Origin of the sequence: Kitasatospora sp. NPDC058162 (assembly GCF_042884005.1) — a bacterium.
Lineage (GTDB): Bacteria > Actinomycetota > Actinomycetes > Streptomycetales > Streptomycetaceae > Kitasatospora.
In genome coordinates this window covers 248,201-263,137 of the sequence record NZ_JBHVUS010000007.1, presented here as the reverse complement: position 1 = coordinate 263,137, position 14,937 = coordinate 248,201, and the positions used below count along the sequence as shown (strand labels likewise).

At 73.6% G+C, this 14,937-nt stretch carries 14 protein-coding genes; 4 read left to right on the top strand and 10 right to left on the bottom strand.

The window, feature by feature from the left end; genetic code table 11:
- Positions 1-126: 126 nt before the first annotated feature.
- The 5 genes from fabF to ACFVXG_RS16805 all read right to left on the bottom strand — a co-directional run bounded on the left by fabF (position 127) and on the right by ACFVXG_RS16805 (position 5,189).
- On the bottom strand, positions 127-1,389 hold the full coding sequence (gene fabF, locus ACFVXG_RS16825; protein WP_350509392.1) for a beta-ketoacyl-ACP synthase II: 1,263 nt from the start codon (positions 1,387-1,389) through the stop codon (positions 127-129).
- A gap of 183 nt (positions 1,390-1,572) precedes the next feature.
- Positions 1,573-1,818: an acyl carrier protein gene (locus tag ACFVXG_RS16820; protein ID WP_350509391.1), complete on the bottom strand. Its 246-nt coding sequence runs from the start codon at positions 1,816-1,818 to the stop codon at positions 1,573-1,575.
- An 80-nt stretch (positions 1,819-1,898) separates the two neighbouring features.
- Complete coding sequence (locus ACFVXG_RS16815) at positions 1,899-2,936, bottom strand: beta-ketoacyl-ACP synthase III (RefSeq protein WP_387928207.1); 1,038 nt, start codon at positions 2,934-2,936, stop codon at positions 1,899-1,901.
- On the bottom strand, positions 2,933-3,901 hold the full coding sequence (locus ACFVXG_RS16810; RefSeq protein ID WP_387928206.1) for an ACP S-malonyltransferase: 969 nt from the start codon (positions 3,899-3,901) through the stop codon (positions 2,933-2,935). Before ACFVXG_RS16810 ends, ACFVXG_RS16815 begins: the two co-directional genes overlap by 4 nt.
- A 91-nt stretch (positions 3,902-3,992) precedes the next feature.
- The gene (locus ACFVXG_RS16805) at positions 3,993-5,189 is read right to left on the bottom strand and encodes a PucR family transcriptional regulator (RefSeq protein ID WP_387928425.1); all 1,197 of its coding nucleotides are present in this window, start codon (positions 5,187-5,189) and stop codon (positions 3,993-3,995) included.
- Between the two features lie 253 nt (positions 5,190-5,442).
- On the opposite strand from ACFVXG_RS16805, the gene ACFVXG_RS16800 reads away from it, so the two are divergent.
- Entirely contained in the window at positions 5,443-6,219 is a 777-nt protein-coding gene (locus ACFVXG_RS16800) for a pirin family protein (protein WP_387928204.1), read from the top strand.
- A gap of 4 nt (positions 6,220-6,223) precedes the next feature.
- On the opposite strand, the gene ACFVXG_RS16795 is transcribed toward ACFVXG_RS16800, so the two are convergent.
- A complete protein-coding gene (locus ACFVXG_RS16795; RefSeq protein ID WP_387928202.1) occupies positions 6,224-7,060 on the bottom strand; it encodes a serine hydrolase domain-containing protein in 837 nt (278 codons plus the stop codon).
- 115 nt (positions 7,061-7,175) lie between these two features.
- Between ACFVXG_RS16795 and ACFVXG_RS16790 the strand changes: the two genes are divergently transcribed.
- Positions 7,176-7,679 carry a MerR family transcriptional regulator gene (locus ACFVXG_RS16790; RefSeq protein WP_387928201.1) on the top strand — a complete coding sequence of 168 codons (504 nt, stop codon included), beginning with the start codon at positions 7,176-7,178 and terminating at the stop codon, positions 7,677-7,679.
- Positions 7,676-8,689 carry an aldo/keto reductase gene (locus tag ACFVXG_RS16785; RefSeq protein WP_387928199.1) on the top strand — a complete coding sequence of 338 codons (1,014 nt, stop codon included), beginning with the start codon at positions 7,676-7,678 and terminating at the stop codon, positions 8,687-8,689. The genes ACFVXG_RS16790 and ACFVXG_RS16785 overlap by 4 nt, the downstream gene beginning before the upstream one ends.
- Positions 8,690-8,805: 116 nt before the next feature.
- On the opposite strand, the gene ACFVXG_RS16780 is transcribed toward ACFVXG_RS16785, so the two are convergent.
- Positions 8,806-9,384 (bottom strand): TIGR03086 family metal-binding protein, encoded by a 579-nt coding sequence (locus ACFVXG_RS16780; RefSeq protein WP_387928198.1) that lies wholly within the window; start codon positions 9,382-9,384, stop codon positions 8,806-8,808.
- A 133-nt stretch (positions 9,385-9,517) separates the two neighbouring features.
- Here ACFVXG_RS16780 and ACFVXG_RS16775 point away from each other — a divergent pair, with 133 nt between their 5' ends.
- Complete coding sequence (locus ACFVXG_RS16775; protein ID WP_387928196.1) at positions 9,518-10,501, top strand: helix-turn-helix transcriptional regulator; 984 nt, start codon at positions 9,518-9,520, stop codon at positions 10,499-10,501.
- 30 nt (positions 10,502-10,531) lie between these two features.
- On the opposite strand, the gene ACFVXG_RS16770 is transcribed toward ACFVXG_RS16775, so the two are convergent.
- The 3 genes from ACFVXG_RS16770 to ACFVXG_RS16760 form a co-directional block, all read right to left on the bottom strand.
- Positions 10,532-11,746 carry an alpha/beta hydrolase gene (locus tag ACFVXG_RS16770; protein ID WP_387928195.1) on the bottom strand — a complete coding sequence of 405 codons (1,215 nt, stop codon included), beginning with the start codon at positions 11,744-11,746 and terminating at the stop codon, positions 10,532-10,534.
- Between the two features lie 185 nt (positions 11,747-11,931).
- On the bottom strand, positions 11,932-12,279 hold the full coding sequence (locus tag ACFVXG_RS16765; RefSeq protein WP_387928193.1) for an MmcQ/YjbR family DNA-binding protein: 348 nt from the start codon (positions 12,277-12,279) through the stop codon (positions 11,932-11,934).
- A gap of 228 nt (positions 12,280-12,507) precedes the next feature.
- Positions 12,508-14,916 (bottom strand): Dyp-type peroxidase, encoded by a 2,409-nt coding sequence (locus ACFVXG_RS16760; RefSeq protein WP_387928191.1) that lies wholly within the window; start codon positions 14,914-14,916, stop codon positions 12,508-12,510.
- Between the last annotated feature and the right edge of the window lie 21 nt (positions 14,917-14,937).

Genomic DNA, 14,937 nt, shown 5'->3' with positions numbered 1-14,937 from the left:
GGGCCGCGGTGCGCCCGGGGGGGGGGGGGCCCCCGGGGGCGCGGCCGCCCCCGGGGGCGGGCCCCCCGGGGACCTCCTGCCGGGGGGGGCCGGCGCCGTACGGCGCCGGCCCCTCCGTCACGGCTGTCAGCGGGTGCGGAAGGCCAGCACCACGTTGTGGCCGCCGAAGCCGAACGAGTTGTTCAGCGCGGCGATCCGGCCCTCGGGCAGCGGGGTCGCCTCGGTCACGATCTTCGCGTCCACGTCGTCGTCCAGCTCCTCGACGTTGATGGTCGGCGGGGCGATCCGGTGGTACAGCGCCTGCACGGTGGCGACGGTCTCGATGCCGCCGGCACCGCCCAGCAGGTGACCGGTCATCGACTTGGTGGCCGAGACCAGGATGTGGTCGAGGTCCTCGCCCAGCTCCTTGCGCAGCGCCTTGAGCTCGGCGGTGTCGCCCTGCGGGGTCGAGGTGGCGTGCGCGTTGACGTGCACGATCTCGGCCTTGTCCAGGTCGTTGCGGTCGAACAGGTCGGCCAGCGCGCGGGCCACGCCGGCGCCGGTCGGCTCGGGCTGGGCGATGTGGTGGGCGTCCGAGGACAGGCCCTGGCCGACGGCCTCGCAGTAGATCCGGGCGTTGCGGGCCTCGGCGTGCTCCAGCGACTCCAGCACGACCACGCCGGCGCCCTCGCCCAGCACGAAGCCGTCGCGGCCCTTGTCGTACGGACGCGAGGCGCGTTCGGGCTCGTCGTTGTTCTTGGACATCGCCATCATGTTGGCGAACGCGGCGATCGGCAGCGGGTGGATCGCCGCCTCGGTGCCGCCGGCCACCACGACGTCGGCGCGGCCGCTGCGGATCATCTCGATCGCGTAGCCGATCGCCTCGGCGCCGGAGGCGCAGGCGGAGACGGGGGTGTGCACACCCGCGCGGGCGCCGACCTCCAGACCGACGTTGGCCGCCGGGGAGTTGGGCATCAGCATCGGGACGGTGTGCGGGGAGACCTTGCGGGAACCCTTCTCCTTCAGCACGTCGTACTGGTCGAGCAGGGTGGTCACGCCGCCGATGCCGGAGGCGATCACGGCGCCCAGGCGCTCGGGGGCGAGCTTGGAGGACTCGTCGGTGGCCGGGGTCTCGAAGCCGGCGTCGGCCCAGGCCTCGCGGGCGGCGATCAGCGCGAACTGGGCGGACCGGTCGAGCTTGCGGGCCAGCGGGCGGGGCAGGATCTCGCCCGGCTCGATCGCGGTGCGCGCGGCGATCCGGACCGGCAGGTCCTGGGCCCACTCCTCGGTCAGGGCCGCCACTCCGGAGCGCCCGGCGATCAGGTTCTCCCAGGTGGTGGCGGCGTCGCCGCCCAGCGGCGTGAAGGCGCCGATACCCGTGACGACCACGGTACGGTTTTCAGCGGTCACTGGTTTCTCTTCTTTCACGGTTCGTGCGGGGTCGGCGGCGGAGCCGAAGAAGGGCCCGGCCGGGCGCCCGGTGGGGCGTCCCGGCCGGCGGGTCGGCCAGGCTCTCGGAGCCGGGCCGGCGGGTCAGCCGTCCTGGGCGTGCGTCACGCCGGACGGACTGGGCGACTCGTACGAGTCGATCGCTCAGGCGGCGTTGGTGAGGATGTAGTTCACCGCGTCGCCGACGGTCTTCAGGTTCTTGACCTCGTCGTCCGGGATCTTGACGTCGAAGCGCTCCTCGGCGGCCACGACGACCTCGACCATGGACAGCGAGTCGACGTCCAGGTCGTCGGTGAAGGACTTGTCCTCCTGGACGTCCTCCGCCGGGATGCCGGCGATCTCGTTGACGATCTCGGCGAGACCTTCCAGGACCTCGTCCTTGGTAGCCATACTGGCTGCTCCTCTTCGGTGTTGAACGCGTCCGACCGTCGGCCGAACACGGGCTTGTGGATGGATGGGGCGAAACGCGCCTAGGGGAGCGTAACGACTGCCGCGGCGTACACGAGACCCGCCCCGAACCCGATGATCAGCGCGAGGTCACCGCTGTGGGCCTCGCCGGACTCCAGCATGCGCTCCATCGCCAGCGGGATGGAGGCGGCGGAGGTGTTGCCGGTCTCGGCGATGTCCCGGGCGACCGGCACCGACGCGGGCAGCTTGAGCGCCTTGATCATGGCGTCGGTGATCCGCATGTTGGCCTGGTGCGGGATGAAGGCACCGAGCTGGTCGGCGGTGATCCCGGCGGCGTCCAGCGCCTGCTGGGCCACCTTGGCCATCTCCCAGACCGCCCAGCGGAACACCGGCTGGCCGTCCATCCGCAGGGCCGGCCACTTGTGGTCCTGCTCCTCGCCCGGGCCGTTGATGGCGTCGGGCTTGGCGAAGGCGGTGTCCCAGGCCTGGGTCTGGGTGATGACGTCGGCCTGCGAGCCGTCCGAGCCCCAGATCAGCTTGCCGATGCCCGGCGTGTCGGACGGGCCGACGATCGCGGCGCCGGCGCCGTCGCCGAAGATGAACGCGGTCGAGCGGTCCGACTGGTCGGTCAGGTCGCTGAGCCGCTCGACGCCGATCACCAGCACGTACTCGGCGTTGCCGCCGCGGATCATGCCGTCGGCCAGGCCCAGGCCGTAGCCGAAGCCGGCGCAGGCGGCCGAGATGTCGAAGGCCGGTGCGGTGCCGCAGCCGAGCCGCTCGGCGATCTCGGTGGCGATCGCGGGGGTCTGCTTGAGGTGCGAGACGGTCGCGACGATCACGCCGCCGATCTGCTCGGCGGAGATGCCGGCCTGCGCGATGGCCTTGCCGGCCGCCTGCACCGACATCTCGGAGACGCTCTCGTCCGGGCCCGCCCAGCGGCGCTCGGCGATCCCGCTGCGGGTGCGGATCCACTCGTCCGAGGAGTCGATCCACTCCAGGACCTCGGAGTTGGGGATGACCCGGACCGGACGGTAGCCGCCGACCCCGTGGATGCGGGAGAACTGCGCGCCGGTGGCGGGGCGGATCTGCGGCTTGGTCATGCCTGGTCCTCCTGGTCCTGCGGGTCCTGCCGGTCCTGGCCGCCGTGCTCCTCGATGAGCGCACGGGCCTTGTCCAGGTCGGCCGGGGTCTTCAGGGCGAGGGTGGCCACACCCTTGAGGTTGCGCTTGAGCAGCCCCGTGAGCGTGCCCGCGGGGGACAGCTCGATGACGGCGGTCGCGCCCAGTCGGCCGAGGGCCTCCATGCAGAGGTCCCAGCGGACCGGGTTGGAGACCTGCGACACCAGGCGGGCCAGCACCTCGGCGCCGGAGTCGACGACTCCGCCGTCCTTGTTGGACACGTAGCTGACCTGCGGGTCGGCCACGGCCAGGCTCGGGGCCAGCGCGGCGAGCCGCTCGACACCCGGGGCCATGTGCTCGGTGTGGAACGCACCGGCGACCTTGAGCGCGATCAGCTTGGCGCCGGCCGGCGGGTCCGCCCTCAGCGCCTCCAGCTGGACCAGCGTGCCGGCCGCGACGATCTGGCCGCCGCCGTTGTTGTTGGCCGCGGTCAGGCCGTGCTCGGCCAGCTTCGCCGCGACGACCTCCGGGTCGCCGCCGAGCACGGCGAGCATGCCGGTCTCGGTGACGGTGGCGGCCTCGGCCATGGCCCGGCCGCGCTCCCGGACGAAGGTCAGCGCCTCATGGGCGCCGAACACCCCGGCGAGGGCGGCGGCGGTGATCTCACCGACGCTGTGGCCGGCGACGGCGCCGGTCAGCTTGCGGGCGGCGTCCTCGTCCGGGAACAGCGCACGGGCGGTCACCAGGCCGGCCGCGACCAGCAGCGGCTGGGCGACGGCGGTGTCCTTGATCTCCTCGGCGGAGGCCTCGGTCCCGGCGTGCACCAGGTCGAGCCCGGCGGGCTCCGACCAGCGCTGCAGGCGGTCGGCGACACCGTCGAGCTCCAACCAGGGGCTGAGGAAACCGGGGGACTGGGCACCCTGTCCAGGGGCGACGATTACGAGCACGGTTCAACCCTCTCTCGCCAGGCGCCCGGGGGCGGGTAGGCGACGGTAACGAAGAAAACCATCCGGGATTGTATGGTCCCTACACTCCGGCTCAGCCGGGCTCCCCGGCGGCGGTGAGGCGGCCGAGGGCCAGTGCGATCCGCAGGGTGAACGCCGAACGTACGTCGGAGGGGGCGTACCCCGTGACGTCGGTCACACGTCGTAGCCGGTAGCGCACCGTGTTGGGGTGCACGAAGAGCATCCGGGCCGCGCCCTCCAGCGAGGACGCCTGCTCCAGGTAGACGCTCAGCGTCTCCAGCAGGGCGGAGCCGGCCTCGTCCAGCGGTGTGTAGATCTCCTCCACCAGCTGGCGGCGGGCGGCCCCGTCCCCGGCCAGTGCCCGCTCGGGCAGCAGGTCGTCGGCGAGCACCGGGCGCGGGGCGTCCGGCCAGGCGGCGCAGGCCCGCAGGCCGGCCGCGGCGGCGTGCGCCGAGCGGGTCGCCGAGAGCAGGTCCGGCACGGTCGGGCCGATCACCACCGGGCCCGGCGCGAACTGGCCGATCAGCGCCCGGGCGGCGTGCACCGGCTCCTTGTCGCCGCCGACCACGACCACCAGGCGCTTGCCCAGCACCCCGGTCAGCACGTTCAGCTTGGCGTACCGGGCGGCCCGGCGGATCGCCTCGACCACCAGCTCGCTGTCACCGTCCGGGGCGCTGCCCATCACCACCCGGACCTGGCTGGGCTGGCCCCAGCCCAGGGCGGCGGCGCGCGAGAGCACCCCCTCGTCGGCGTCGCCGGACAGCAGGGAGTTGACCACCAGGGCCTCCAGCCGGGCGTCCCAGGCGCCGCGCGCCTCGGCCGCCTGGGCGTACACCTGGGCGGTGGCGAAGGCGATCTCCCGGGCGTAGACCAGCACGGACTCGCGCATGTCCGCCTCGTCGCCGGGGGCGGCCACCTCCTCGATGGCCTCCTCCATCACCTCGATCGTGGTGCGGATCAGCTCCACGGTCTGGCGCAGCGTGATCGCCCGGGTCAGCTCGCGCGGGGCGGTGCCGAAGACGTCGGTGGAGATCGCCCGAGCGGCCTCCGGGTGGCGGTACCACTCGGTGAAGGCGGCGATGCCGGCCTGGGCGACCAGGCCGATCCAGGAGCGGTGCTCCGGGGGCATCCGCCGGTACCAGCCGAGCTGGTCGTCCATCCGCGAGATCGCGGCGGTGGCCAGCTTCCCCGAGGACTTCTCCAGGCGCTTGAGCGTCGCGGCCCGGCGCTCGGCCCGCTCGGCGGCGTTCCGGCGCTCCTGGGCCGTCAGACGGGGGGCGGGGCGGCCGGGGCGGTCGCGGGCGGTCCGGGGAGCCGGGCTCTTCCCGGTGGGTTCGGCTGCGGGACTGGGGTCGCTCTTGGAGTTCGCGGAAGCGGCTGGCACAAGGACAAGACTGCCTCACGCGGGTGACTGCTCGTGCACACCCCCCGGCGGAGCGGCACGGTGGTGCCGGTCACACCCCCCGGGGCGCGGGGCGCGTCCGCGCCCGGGTGCGCGCCGTCCGGCGCAGTACGGTGAGGGCGTGACCGACGCCGCCGCCCGCCCCCGTGCCGACCTGCGCCGCACCGCCGAGCGCTACCGCTCCGCCCCCGCCGAGGGCGTCGAGACCCGACACGCGTTCTCCTTCTCCGGCCACTACGACCCGAAGAACACCCACTTCGGCGCGCTGCTCGCGTGCAACGAGGAACTCCTGGCGCCCGGCGCCGGGTTCGAGGAGCACAAGCACCGGGACACCGAGATCCTCACCTGGGTGCTGGAGGGCGCGCTGGCCCACCGGGACTCGCACGGCCACAGCGGGGTGGTGCGCCCGGGCATGATCCAGCACCTCAGCGCCGGCTCCGGGGTCACCCACACCGAGCGCAACGTCGGCGGCGCCACCGGGCCGGTGCGCTTCGTCCAGATGTGGCTGCAGCCCGACGAGTTCGACGCCGCCCCCGGGTACGGGCTGCGCAAGGTGGAACCGGCGGACGGCGGGTTGACGCTGCTGGCCTCCGGGCTGGAGCGCGACGCCGGCACCGACGCCCTGCGGCTGCGGCGCCGGGACGCCGCGCTCTGGCTGGCCACCGCCGGCCCCTGGCAGCCGCTGCCCCCGCTGCCGGCGGCGCCCTGGCGGTACGCCCACCTGACGGCCGGCTCGCTGGGCTACCGGACCGTCCCCGGGCCCAAGGGCGCCGGCCGGTCGATGGTGCCCGGCGACAGCGTGCGGATCACCGACGAGGCCTTCGCCGACCCGGCGGCCGGGGAGACCGGCGCCGAACTCCTGCTCTGGGAGATGCACTCGCCGGTCTCGTACGGCTGAGGCGCTACCGCCCGTCCAGTTCCGTGAGGACGGCGTCGGACAGCGGCGGCCAGGCCTCGACGGCCCAGGGGCCGAAGTCCCGGTCGGTGAGCGCGACGCAGGCCACGCCGGCCCGCGGGTCGACCCAGAGGAAGGTGCCGGACTGGCCGAAGTGGCCGAAGGTCTCGGGGGAGTTGGCGGTGCCGGTCCAGTGCGGGCTCTTGCCGTCGCGGATCTCGAAGCCGAGGCCCCAGTCGTTCGGGCGGCGGTGGCCGTAGCCGGGCAGCACGCCGCTGGTGCCGGGGAAGGCGACCTCGCGGGTGGCCCGGCGGAGGGTGGACGGGTCCAGCAGCTTCGGGGACTGGAGCTCGGCGGCGAACCGGGTGAGGTCGGCCACCGTGGACAGGCCGCCGGCGCCGGCCGGGGACTTGCTCGCGGTGTTCAGCAGGGTGTTGTGCATGCCCAGCGGCTCGAACACCGCCTCGGCGACGTACTGGTGGAACGCGATCCCGGCGGCCTCGGCCAGGGTGGCGGCCAGCACGTCGAAACCGGCGTTGGAGTAGAGCCGGCGCTTGCCGGGCTCGGCGAACAGCCGGTCCTCGTCGAAGCCGAGGCCCGAGGTGTGGGCGAGCAGGTGGCGGACGGTGGAGCCGGGCGGACCGGCCGGGTCGTCCAGCTCGAACACGCCCTCCTCCAGGGCGACCAGCGCCGCGTAGGAGGTGAGCAGCTTGGTCACCGAGGCCAGCGGGAAGAGGTGCTGCTGCGGGCCGTGGGCGCCCAGCACCGCGCCGTCCGACCCCCGGACCACCGCGGCGGCGGCGTGGGGCACGGGCCAGTTGTCGATCATCCGCAAGCTCTCCATGCGGTCGACTCTAATGGGCGGCCCAGCCGGGTGGTGGGGGCACCCGGCAGGGCGGCTTGCTTGGAGTGCACTCCAACTCGGTAGCGTCGTCGGTACAGGACAGGGGGAATCGATCATGGCCACACCCGCACCCGCCCGGACCGGTCTGCGCAGCTGCGCCGAGGTCTTCAACGGCCCGGCCGGCGAGCCGGACCGGACCCCGCGGCACACCATCAGCGAGGTCGCCGCGGCCAGTGGGCTGACCGCCCACACCCTCCGCTGGTACGAGCGGATCGGCCTGCTCGACCCGGTCGACCGCGCGGTCGGCGGCCAGCGCCGCTACTGCGACGGCGACCTGCACCGGCTGGCCTTCCTGGGCCGGTTGCGGCTGACCGGGATGTCCGTGGCGGACATGCTCAGGTACGTCGACATGGCCCGTCGCGGCGAGGAGACCTACGTCGAGCGCCGGGAGCTGCTGGAGACCCAGCGCGAGGAGGTCCGGCAGCGGATCGTCGACCTCCAGGCCACCCTGGCCGTCCTCGACCACAAGATCGATCTCTATGCCGGGAAGATCGCCGACAGCACCGGCGCCCCCCTCCGATGCCAGTACTACCGAGTAGAGGAAGAGCAGAGCGCATGACTCACCCCGTCCTTCCCACCGCCCCCCTCGGCACCGACGGCCCGCTGGTGGGCGTCCAGGGCCTCGGCTGCATGGGCATGAGCGAGTTCTACGGCCCGACCGACTCCGACGAGGCGCTCGCCACGCTGGACGCCGCGCTGGAGGCCGGCGTCACGCTGTTCGACACCGCGGACATGTACGGCTACGGCCGCAACGAGGAGTTCCTCGCCCCCTTCTTCCGCGCCAACCGCGACCGGGTGGTCATCGCCACCAAGTTCGCCATCGACCGCAGCGAGGAGGACCCGAGCCGCCGCGCCATCCGCAACGACCCGGCGTACATCCGCACCGCGGTGGAGGGCTCGCTGCGCCGCCTCGGCGTGGACGTGATCGACCTGTACTACATGCACCGCCGCGACCCGGCCGTGCCGCTGGCCGAGTCGGTCGGCGCCATGGCCGAGTTGGTGCAGGCCGGCAAGGTCCGGCAGCTGGGCCTGTCCGAGGTGACCGGGGCCGAGCTGCGCGAGGCGCACGCCGTCCACCCGATCGCCGCGCTGCAGTCCGAGTGGTCGGTGTTCGCCCGGGACGTCGAGCGCTCCGCGGTGCCGACCGCCGCCGAGCTGGGCGTCGCCTTCGTGCCGTACTCGCCGCTCGGGCGCGGCTTCCTGACCGGCGCGTTCCAGGACGCCGGGACGCTCGCGGCGGACGACTTCCGCCGCACCCACCCCCGCTACACCGGCGAGAACGCCGCCGCCAACGGCGAACTGCTCGCCCCGCTGCGGGAGATCGCCGCGGCCCACGACGCGACGCTCGCCCAGGTCGCGCTGGCCTGGGTGCAGCAGCGGGCCCAGGTGCACGAGCTGACCGTGGTGCCGATCCCCGGCACCCGCAAGCGCAGCCGGCTCGCCGAGAACACCGGCGCGGTCGCCCTGCGGCTGAGCGCGGAGGAGCTGGCGCTGCTGGAGCCGCTGGCCGGCCGGGTGGCGGGCGACCGCTACGCGGACATGAGCAACACCTCGGTCGGGCGGGAGTAGCCGGGCGGGAGTAGCCGGGCCGGAGCAGTCGGGTCCGAGCAGTCGGGCCGGAGCCCGTTCGCCCCACGGGCCCGGGAGGTCGACGACCTCCCGGGCCCGTAGGGCGTTCCGCGGCCTCAGGCCTTGCGGCCCATCCAGGCCGCCAGCCGGGCGTGCACGTCGGCGTCCTCGGCGACCGGCCGCACCGCGGCGAACGGGACCCCCTCGACCCGGCCCTCGGACGGCAGCACCAGCTGGGCGATGGCCAGCGCGGTGTGCGCGAGCCCCTCGTCCAGGGCGAAGCCGTTGTCGAGGGCGGTGGCGATGTCCCAGGAGTGGGTCACCGCCTCCATCACGTAGCCGCCGACCACCATCCCGCCGGGCACCTCGCCCCAGGGCGCGGAGGTCGGACGGCCCAGCTTGGCGTCGTCCGCCCAAGCGGCGGTGGCGCGGGCGGCGGCCCGGGCGAGCGCGGCCGGCCAGCCGTCGTCCGACGGGTCCTCGATGCCGGGCAGGATGTCCGCGGCCAGGCCGCCCTCGCCCATGAAGGCGAACCGGTGGATGCCGCCGACCACGTGGTTCAGCAGCTGACGCAGCGTGTAGTCGTCGCAGGGGGTGGGCCGGTCGAGGTCGGCGGGGGTGACGGCGGCGAACAGCTTCTCCAACTGGCCGAGGGCGGCGAGGTACTGCGGGCGGGCGTCCTGGACGGCGTTCATCTGCGTTCAATTCCTTTGTGTGATGCGGCCCTTGCGAGGTGCGGCCCTTGCTCGGACCGTTCCGGCGGGCTCGGAACGCAATCTCCCAGTAAAACCTGACAAGTGCCGTCAGGATTCTTGGGATTCTGGAGTCATGAAGGCCGACCGCCTGCTCTCGATCCTGCTGCTGCTCCAGACCCGCGGCCGGGTGCCCGCCACCGAACTGGCCGAACGGCTGGAGGTGTCCGTCCGCACCATCTACCGGGACGTCGAGTCGCTCTCCGCCGCCGGGGTGCCGGTGTTCACCGAACGCGGCCGGCACGGCGGCATCAACCTGCTGCCCGGCTACCGCACCGACGTCACCGGGCTGACCGCCGACGAGGCCCGGGCGCTGTTCGTGCTCTCCGCCCAGGGCGCCCACAGCGACCTCGGGCTGGACGGCGCACTGGGCTCGGCGCTGCGCAAGGTGATGGCCGCGCTGCCCGCCCCGCACCGCCCGGCCGCCGAGCGGGTCAGTGAGCGCATCCTGGTCGACCCGGCCCGCTGGATGCAGAACTCCCAGCCGGGCGCGGGCGGCCCGCCGGACCTGGGCGAGCTGCAGTACGCGGTGTTCGCCGATCGGCGGCTGCGGCTGCGCTACCGGCACAGCGGCACGCCCGCGCCGGTGGAGTACACCGTCGACCCGTACGGCCTGGTGAACAAGGCCGCGGTCTGGTACCTGGTGGCCGACCTGCACGGCGAGCCGCGGCTGTTCCGGGCCGACCGGGTGCTCGCCGCCGAGACCGCCGAGGAGGCGGTGCGCCGCCGGGCCGGGGTGGCGCTGGGCGAGGTGTGGGCGGCGCTGCGCGAGCAGGTGGAGCGGGTGCCGAAGGACCTGCCGGTGCGGGCGCGGGTCCGGCGCGGGCGGCTGGACATGTTCCTGCGCATCCACGGCGGCCGGGTCACGGCGCCGCCGCCGGACGCGGGCACCGGACCGGCCGAGGAGTGGGTCGAGCTGGCGATGGCCTTCCCGGCCGTGGCGGCCGTCCGCTCGCTGCTCGCCTTCGGCGCGGAGGTCGAGGTGCTGGGCCCGCCGGCCGCCCGGCGCGAGCTGGCGCGGGCGGCGGCGGAGGCCCTGCGGCTCTACCAGGAGCAGTGACAGCCAGGAGCAGTAACAGCCCTGGGCGCCTCAGGAGTTGGGCTGCGGCCGGACGACGTCGCGGTAGTCCCCGAGCGAGATCGCCGCGAAGTTGTGCAGGCTGTCGGTGCCGTCGGTGAAGTAGCCGTTGTGGCCGGCGGCCCGGGCGGAGGAGATCTGCTCGGCACCGAAGCCGCTGCCGGTCGGGTCGGCGCCGTGGCCGAGCTTGCCGACCTCCAGGAACGGGACGTTGCCGATCCAGTCGCTGGGGTTGCGGGTGGCCCACACGTGGACGCCGCTGCCCAGTTCGCCGGTGGACTGCACGCCCATGCCGGGGCTGCCGAACACCATCATGTCGGTGATGCCGGAGGTGTCGGACGGCGAGGCCGCCGCGCGCGGGATCTTCGGGGCGGCGGTGCCGCAGACCACCGAGCCGTACGAGTGGCAGAGCAGCGCCGGGGGCGCGTCCGGGCGGGTGGTCTCCCGGAGGCCGGCCAGCAGCCGCTCCAGCCGGGGCGCGGCGACGTCGGCGAGCCGGGAGGTGGCCGCGTCCGGGCCGAGGCCGGAGGGGGTGACGTACCCCGTCCAGGCGATCACGGCGGTACGGGTGCCCGGGGCCTGGCGCTGCTCCTCGGCGTACAGGGCGCGGGCCATGCCGGCCGCTCCGCGCAGCGGTTCGGCGCTCTGGTCGAAGTGGCCGAGGTCGGCGTCGGAGCCGGGCACGATCACGGAGACGTGCTCGGCGTCGGCGAGGTCGCCCCAGACCTCGGTGACCAGGCCGCGGCCGCGCGGGTCGAAGGCGAGGATCTGCCGTCCGGGGCTGAGCAGGTGCTCGACGTCGTTGGCGCGGGAGACGGCCAGTGCCCGGGTGTCCGAGTCCAGCTTCTTGTCGGCCGCGCGGGCCGTGGCGGCGTCGCGCTCGTTCGCCAGGGCGATCCGGTTGGCGCGGTAGCGCAGGTCCAGCGGGGCGCCGTCGTAGTTGCCGACGACCAGCGGGTAGTCCTTGATCAGCCGGTCCAGCTCGGTGGGGGCGAGCGAGGCGAAGAACGCGGCGGCCTCGGCCGGGCTGGTGGTGGCCGGGTCGGGCAGGACGCGGCCGAAGGTGTGGTCCTGGATCCAGGCGGCGCTGCCGGCCGGGGGCGTGGAGATCGCCAGCTGCTCCGAGGAGACCGCGGCCGCGGCTGCCGAGGCACCGGCGTCGGCGAGCACGGCACAACCCGCGAACGCCCCGATCAGTACCCGCTTCCAGCGTCGACGGTTGCGCACCGCACCAACTCCCTTGGGGCCCGTCACCGTTTCTCGGGCGGTGCCCGGAGGGTGCGAATGGACTGCTGACTTCCCTGGGAAAGCGTAGAGGTCACAGGAGGGTGACGGACACGCCCAAACTGTGGGATGGATCACATGAACCGGGAGTGTCCATCCGACGTCCTTGTGTGGCCGTTCCGGCGGTGCTAAGCGGAATGCCGGGCGTCGTATTCGTGGGCCACCCGCTTGGGTGCGGTCCGCCGCCAGGCCTCGGTGACCACGTCCCGCAGCTCCTCCGGGTCGACCAGGTCCAGTCGGACGCTCACCCAGCCGTGCCGTCCGACGTACCGGGCGAAGGAGAACACCTCGGGCTCGGCGGCGATCAGCTCGGCCTGGTCCTCGCGGGAGGCCTTGACCGTGACGCTGTCGCCGTCGGGGGCGCCCATCGCGAAGACCTTGCCGCGGACCCGCAGCGTCTGGATGCCCCAGGTCGGTTCCTGGGCGGCCTCCGGCAGGGCCAGGGCCATCGCGCGGAACTCGTCGAACGTCACCATCCCTGGCCTTGCCCCTTTCTGCCGGAGTGTCACGGAATGACAGTACAATCAGTGACCTGTCCTCGGACAGCGGTCAGGGCTTGGCCGTCATGAGGGTCTACGGGCCCAAGTGAGAAGCCCCCGGCTTCAGTCGGGGGAGGAGTCACGACCGCAGGTTAGAGCACCGCGCGGACAGTGCGCCCCCGGCGTGCGCGATGGCGCACCGGGGGCGCAAAGCCCGTCTGGGCCTCAGCCGAGCGAGGCCCAGTTGTCGCAGGTGCGGTCGCCGTCGACCAGCCGGTCCGGGTGGCCGCTGCCGTCGGCGACCGAGATCCGGCGGTAGCTCTGGCCGCAGAACACCCAGAACTCGCTGTTCCCGCCGACCCGTTGGCGGTCCGGGACGGGCAGGAAGCAGTCCACCCGGGTCAGCCCGTTCAGCGAGCTCCACTGGGAGAGCTCGCGGTCGGTGCGCTCGCGCACGTCGGTGTGGGCGGAGCCGTCGGCGATCGAGATCAGCCGGTACTGCTGGCGGCCGCTGGTGGTGTGGAAGCACCAGTACCAGCTCTTGCCGCCGACCCGCTGCTGGTCCGGCACCGGCAGCCAGCAGTCGACCTGGCCGACCCCGCTCAGCGAGCCCCAGTAGGTGAGGTCGCGGTCCGAGCGCTCCAGCGCGGTGGTGTACCGGCCGCCGCCGCTGGTGATCGAGACCAGCCGGTACTGCTGGCGGCCGCTGGTGCTGTGGAACACCCAGTACCAGCTCTTGCCGCCCGGGTCCTGCTGGTCCGGGACGGGCAGCACGCAGTCCACCCGGCCGACTCCCTGGAGGCAGGACCAGCTGGTCAGCCAGGTGTCGTCCTTGATCTTGCGGTCGGTGTGGGCGGAACCGTCGGCGACCGAGATCAGCCGGCAGCGGTCGCCGTGGAAGGCCCAGTACTGGCTCTGGCCGCCCTTGCGGTACTGGTCGGGGACGCCGACGAACTCATCGCACGGGTAGGCCTTCACGGGCTGCGGCTCGGGCTGGCCGCCGGTCTGCCCGCCCGTCTGGCCGCCCGTCTGCCCGCCGGTCTGGCCGCCCGGCTGGGTGCCGGTCCCGCCGGTCTGGGTGCCGTTCTGCCCGACCGGGGTGAGCCGGCCCTCGCAGAGCCCGCGCAGGATGCTCAGGGACGGCATGAAGGCGTACACCGAGCCGGTGGTCTGGACGAACTGCTGGAAGCTCACCGGGGTGTGGTGGATCAGGCCGTCCGGCCCCCGGCTCTCGAAGTCGACGTCCGGGGCCTCCTGGGTCACCGGGTCCTTGCCGGGCACCGGCCTGGGGTCGGCGTGGCCGGGCGGGACGACGCCGCCGCTGTCCCGGTTCGGCGGGAAGTTCGGCTGGTCCATCCAGTCGGCCTGGATGAACTCGAACTGCCGCTGGATGTCGGCCTGGTAGCAGATGAACAGCAGCCCGCGCGGGTCGTCCGGGCCGCCCGGGCCCTCGGAGGCCGGGTCGAACGGGGCGCCGTACGGGGTGCCCCGGCGGATGATCCGCCGGCCGTCCAGGACCCCGGGGTCCAGTGCGGGCTTGTCCGGGGCCTCCTGGAGCCCGGCCCGCGGGCTGGTCTTGCGCAGGTGCGACCAGAGCGGCGTGACCAGGCCCTCCAGGTCGTCCCGGAAGTCGAAGTCGTTGTCGTTGGCGGCGCTCGGGCTGTTCGGGACGTCCCGGTCCTGGTGCTTGCAGACCGGCGCGCCGGAGCGCCAGCGGCCGACCATCCGGGCGGCCAGCCACTCGGCGGTGGCGCTCTCCGGGACGGCCTTGGCCTGCTTGAGCTCCCGCAGCTTGACCGAGACCTGCGACCACCAGCCGGGGACGTCCTGGGCGAGCCGGCGGACCACCTGGAAGGAGCCGTTGCGCGCCCACTCGGGGTACTGCGACGGCGGGCCGCTGAACGGGTCGTTCTCCAGGCCGCAGACGAACTCGCCGGCCGGGATCAGCCGGGTGCCGGGGTGGCCGTCCTCCTCTTCCGGCTTGCCCGGGTTCGGCCGGTCGAAGCCCTTGACGCCGGGCTCGCTGATGCCGTCCTTGAAGCCGAAGTGCTCCTTGCCGCGCCGACTGCCAAGCAGGGTCTGGGCGTTCTGCTGGTAGACGATCAGGACCCGGCATTCGGCGGCGGCGATCCGCTGGGCTTCGATCGCCGACTGGAGGTCCCGCTCGGTGTCCGCGGAGACCTTCAGCAGGGCGTGGATCGGCTGGTTCTTCCCGTTGCCGAACAGCCAGTTCTCCGGGGAGTTGTCACCGGTGTCGCCGAGCGCGCCGGCCCGCTGGGCCGAGCCCTCCTTGAAGGCCTCCAGGCCGCCGCCGACCGGCGGGGGCGTGGGGAACGGGTCGGTGGAGGCCAGCATCCGCAGGCCCTCGTAGGTGAAGCTGATGCCCAGCCAGGTGGCGGTCAGCGACTTGGGGTCGTCGCCGCCGGAGGCCTGCCTGGCCGCACTGAACGCCGCGTTGAACGCGGCGACCTGCCGGGTGGTGGAGATCTGCGGGGTCAGCCGGCGCAGCCAGTCGCGGGCCCGGGCGGCGTCCTCGAACTTGAGGAACAGCACGCTGACGTTGTCCTTCTTGAATCCGGCCAGGACGTCACCCTGGATCTCCTCGCTCTCGCGCAGGCTCGGTTCCGTCGTCATGGTTCTCGCGGGTTCCTTTCG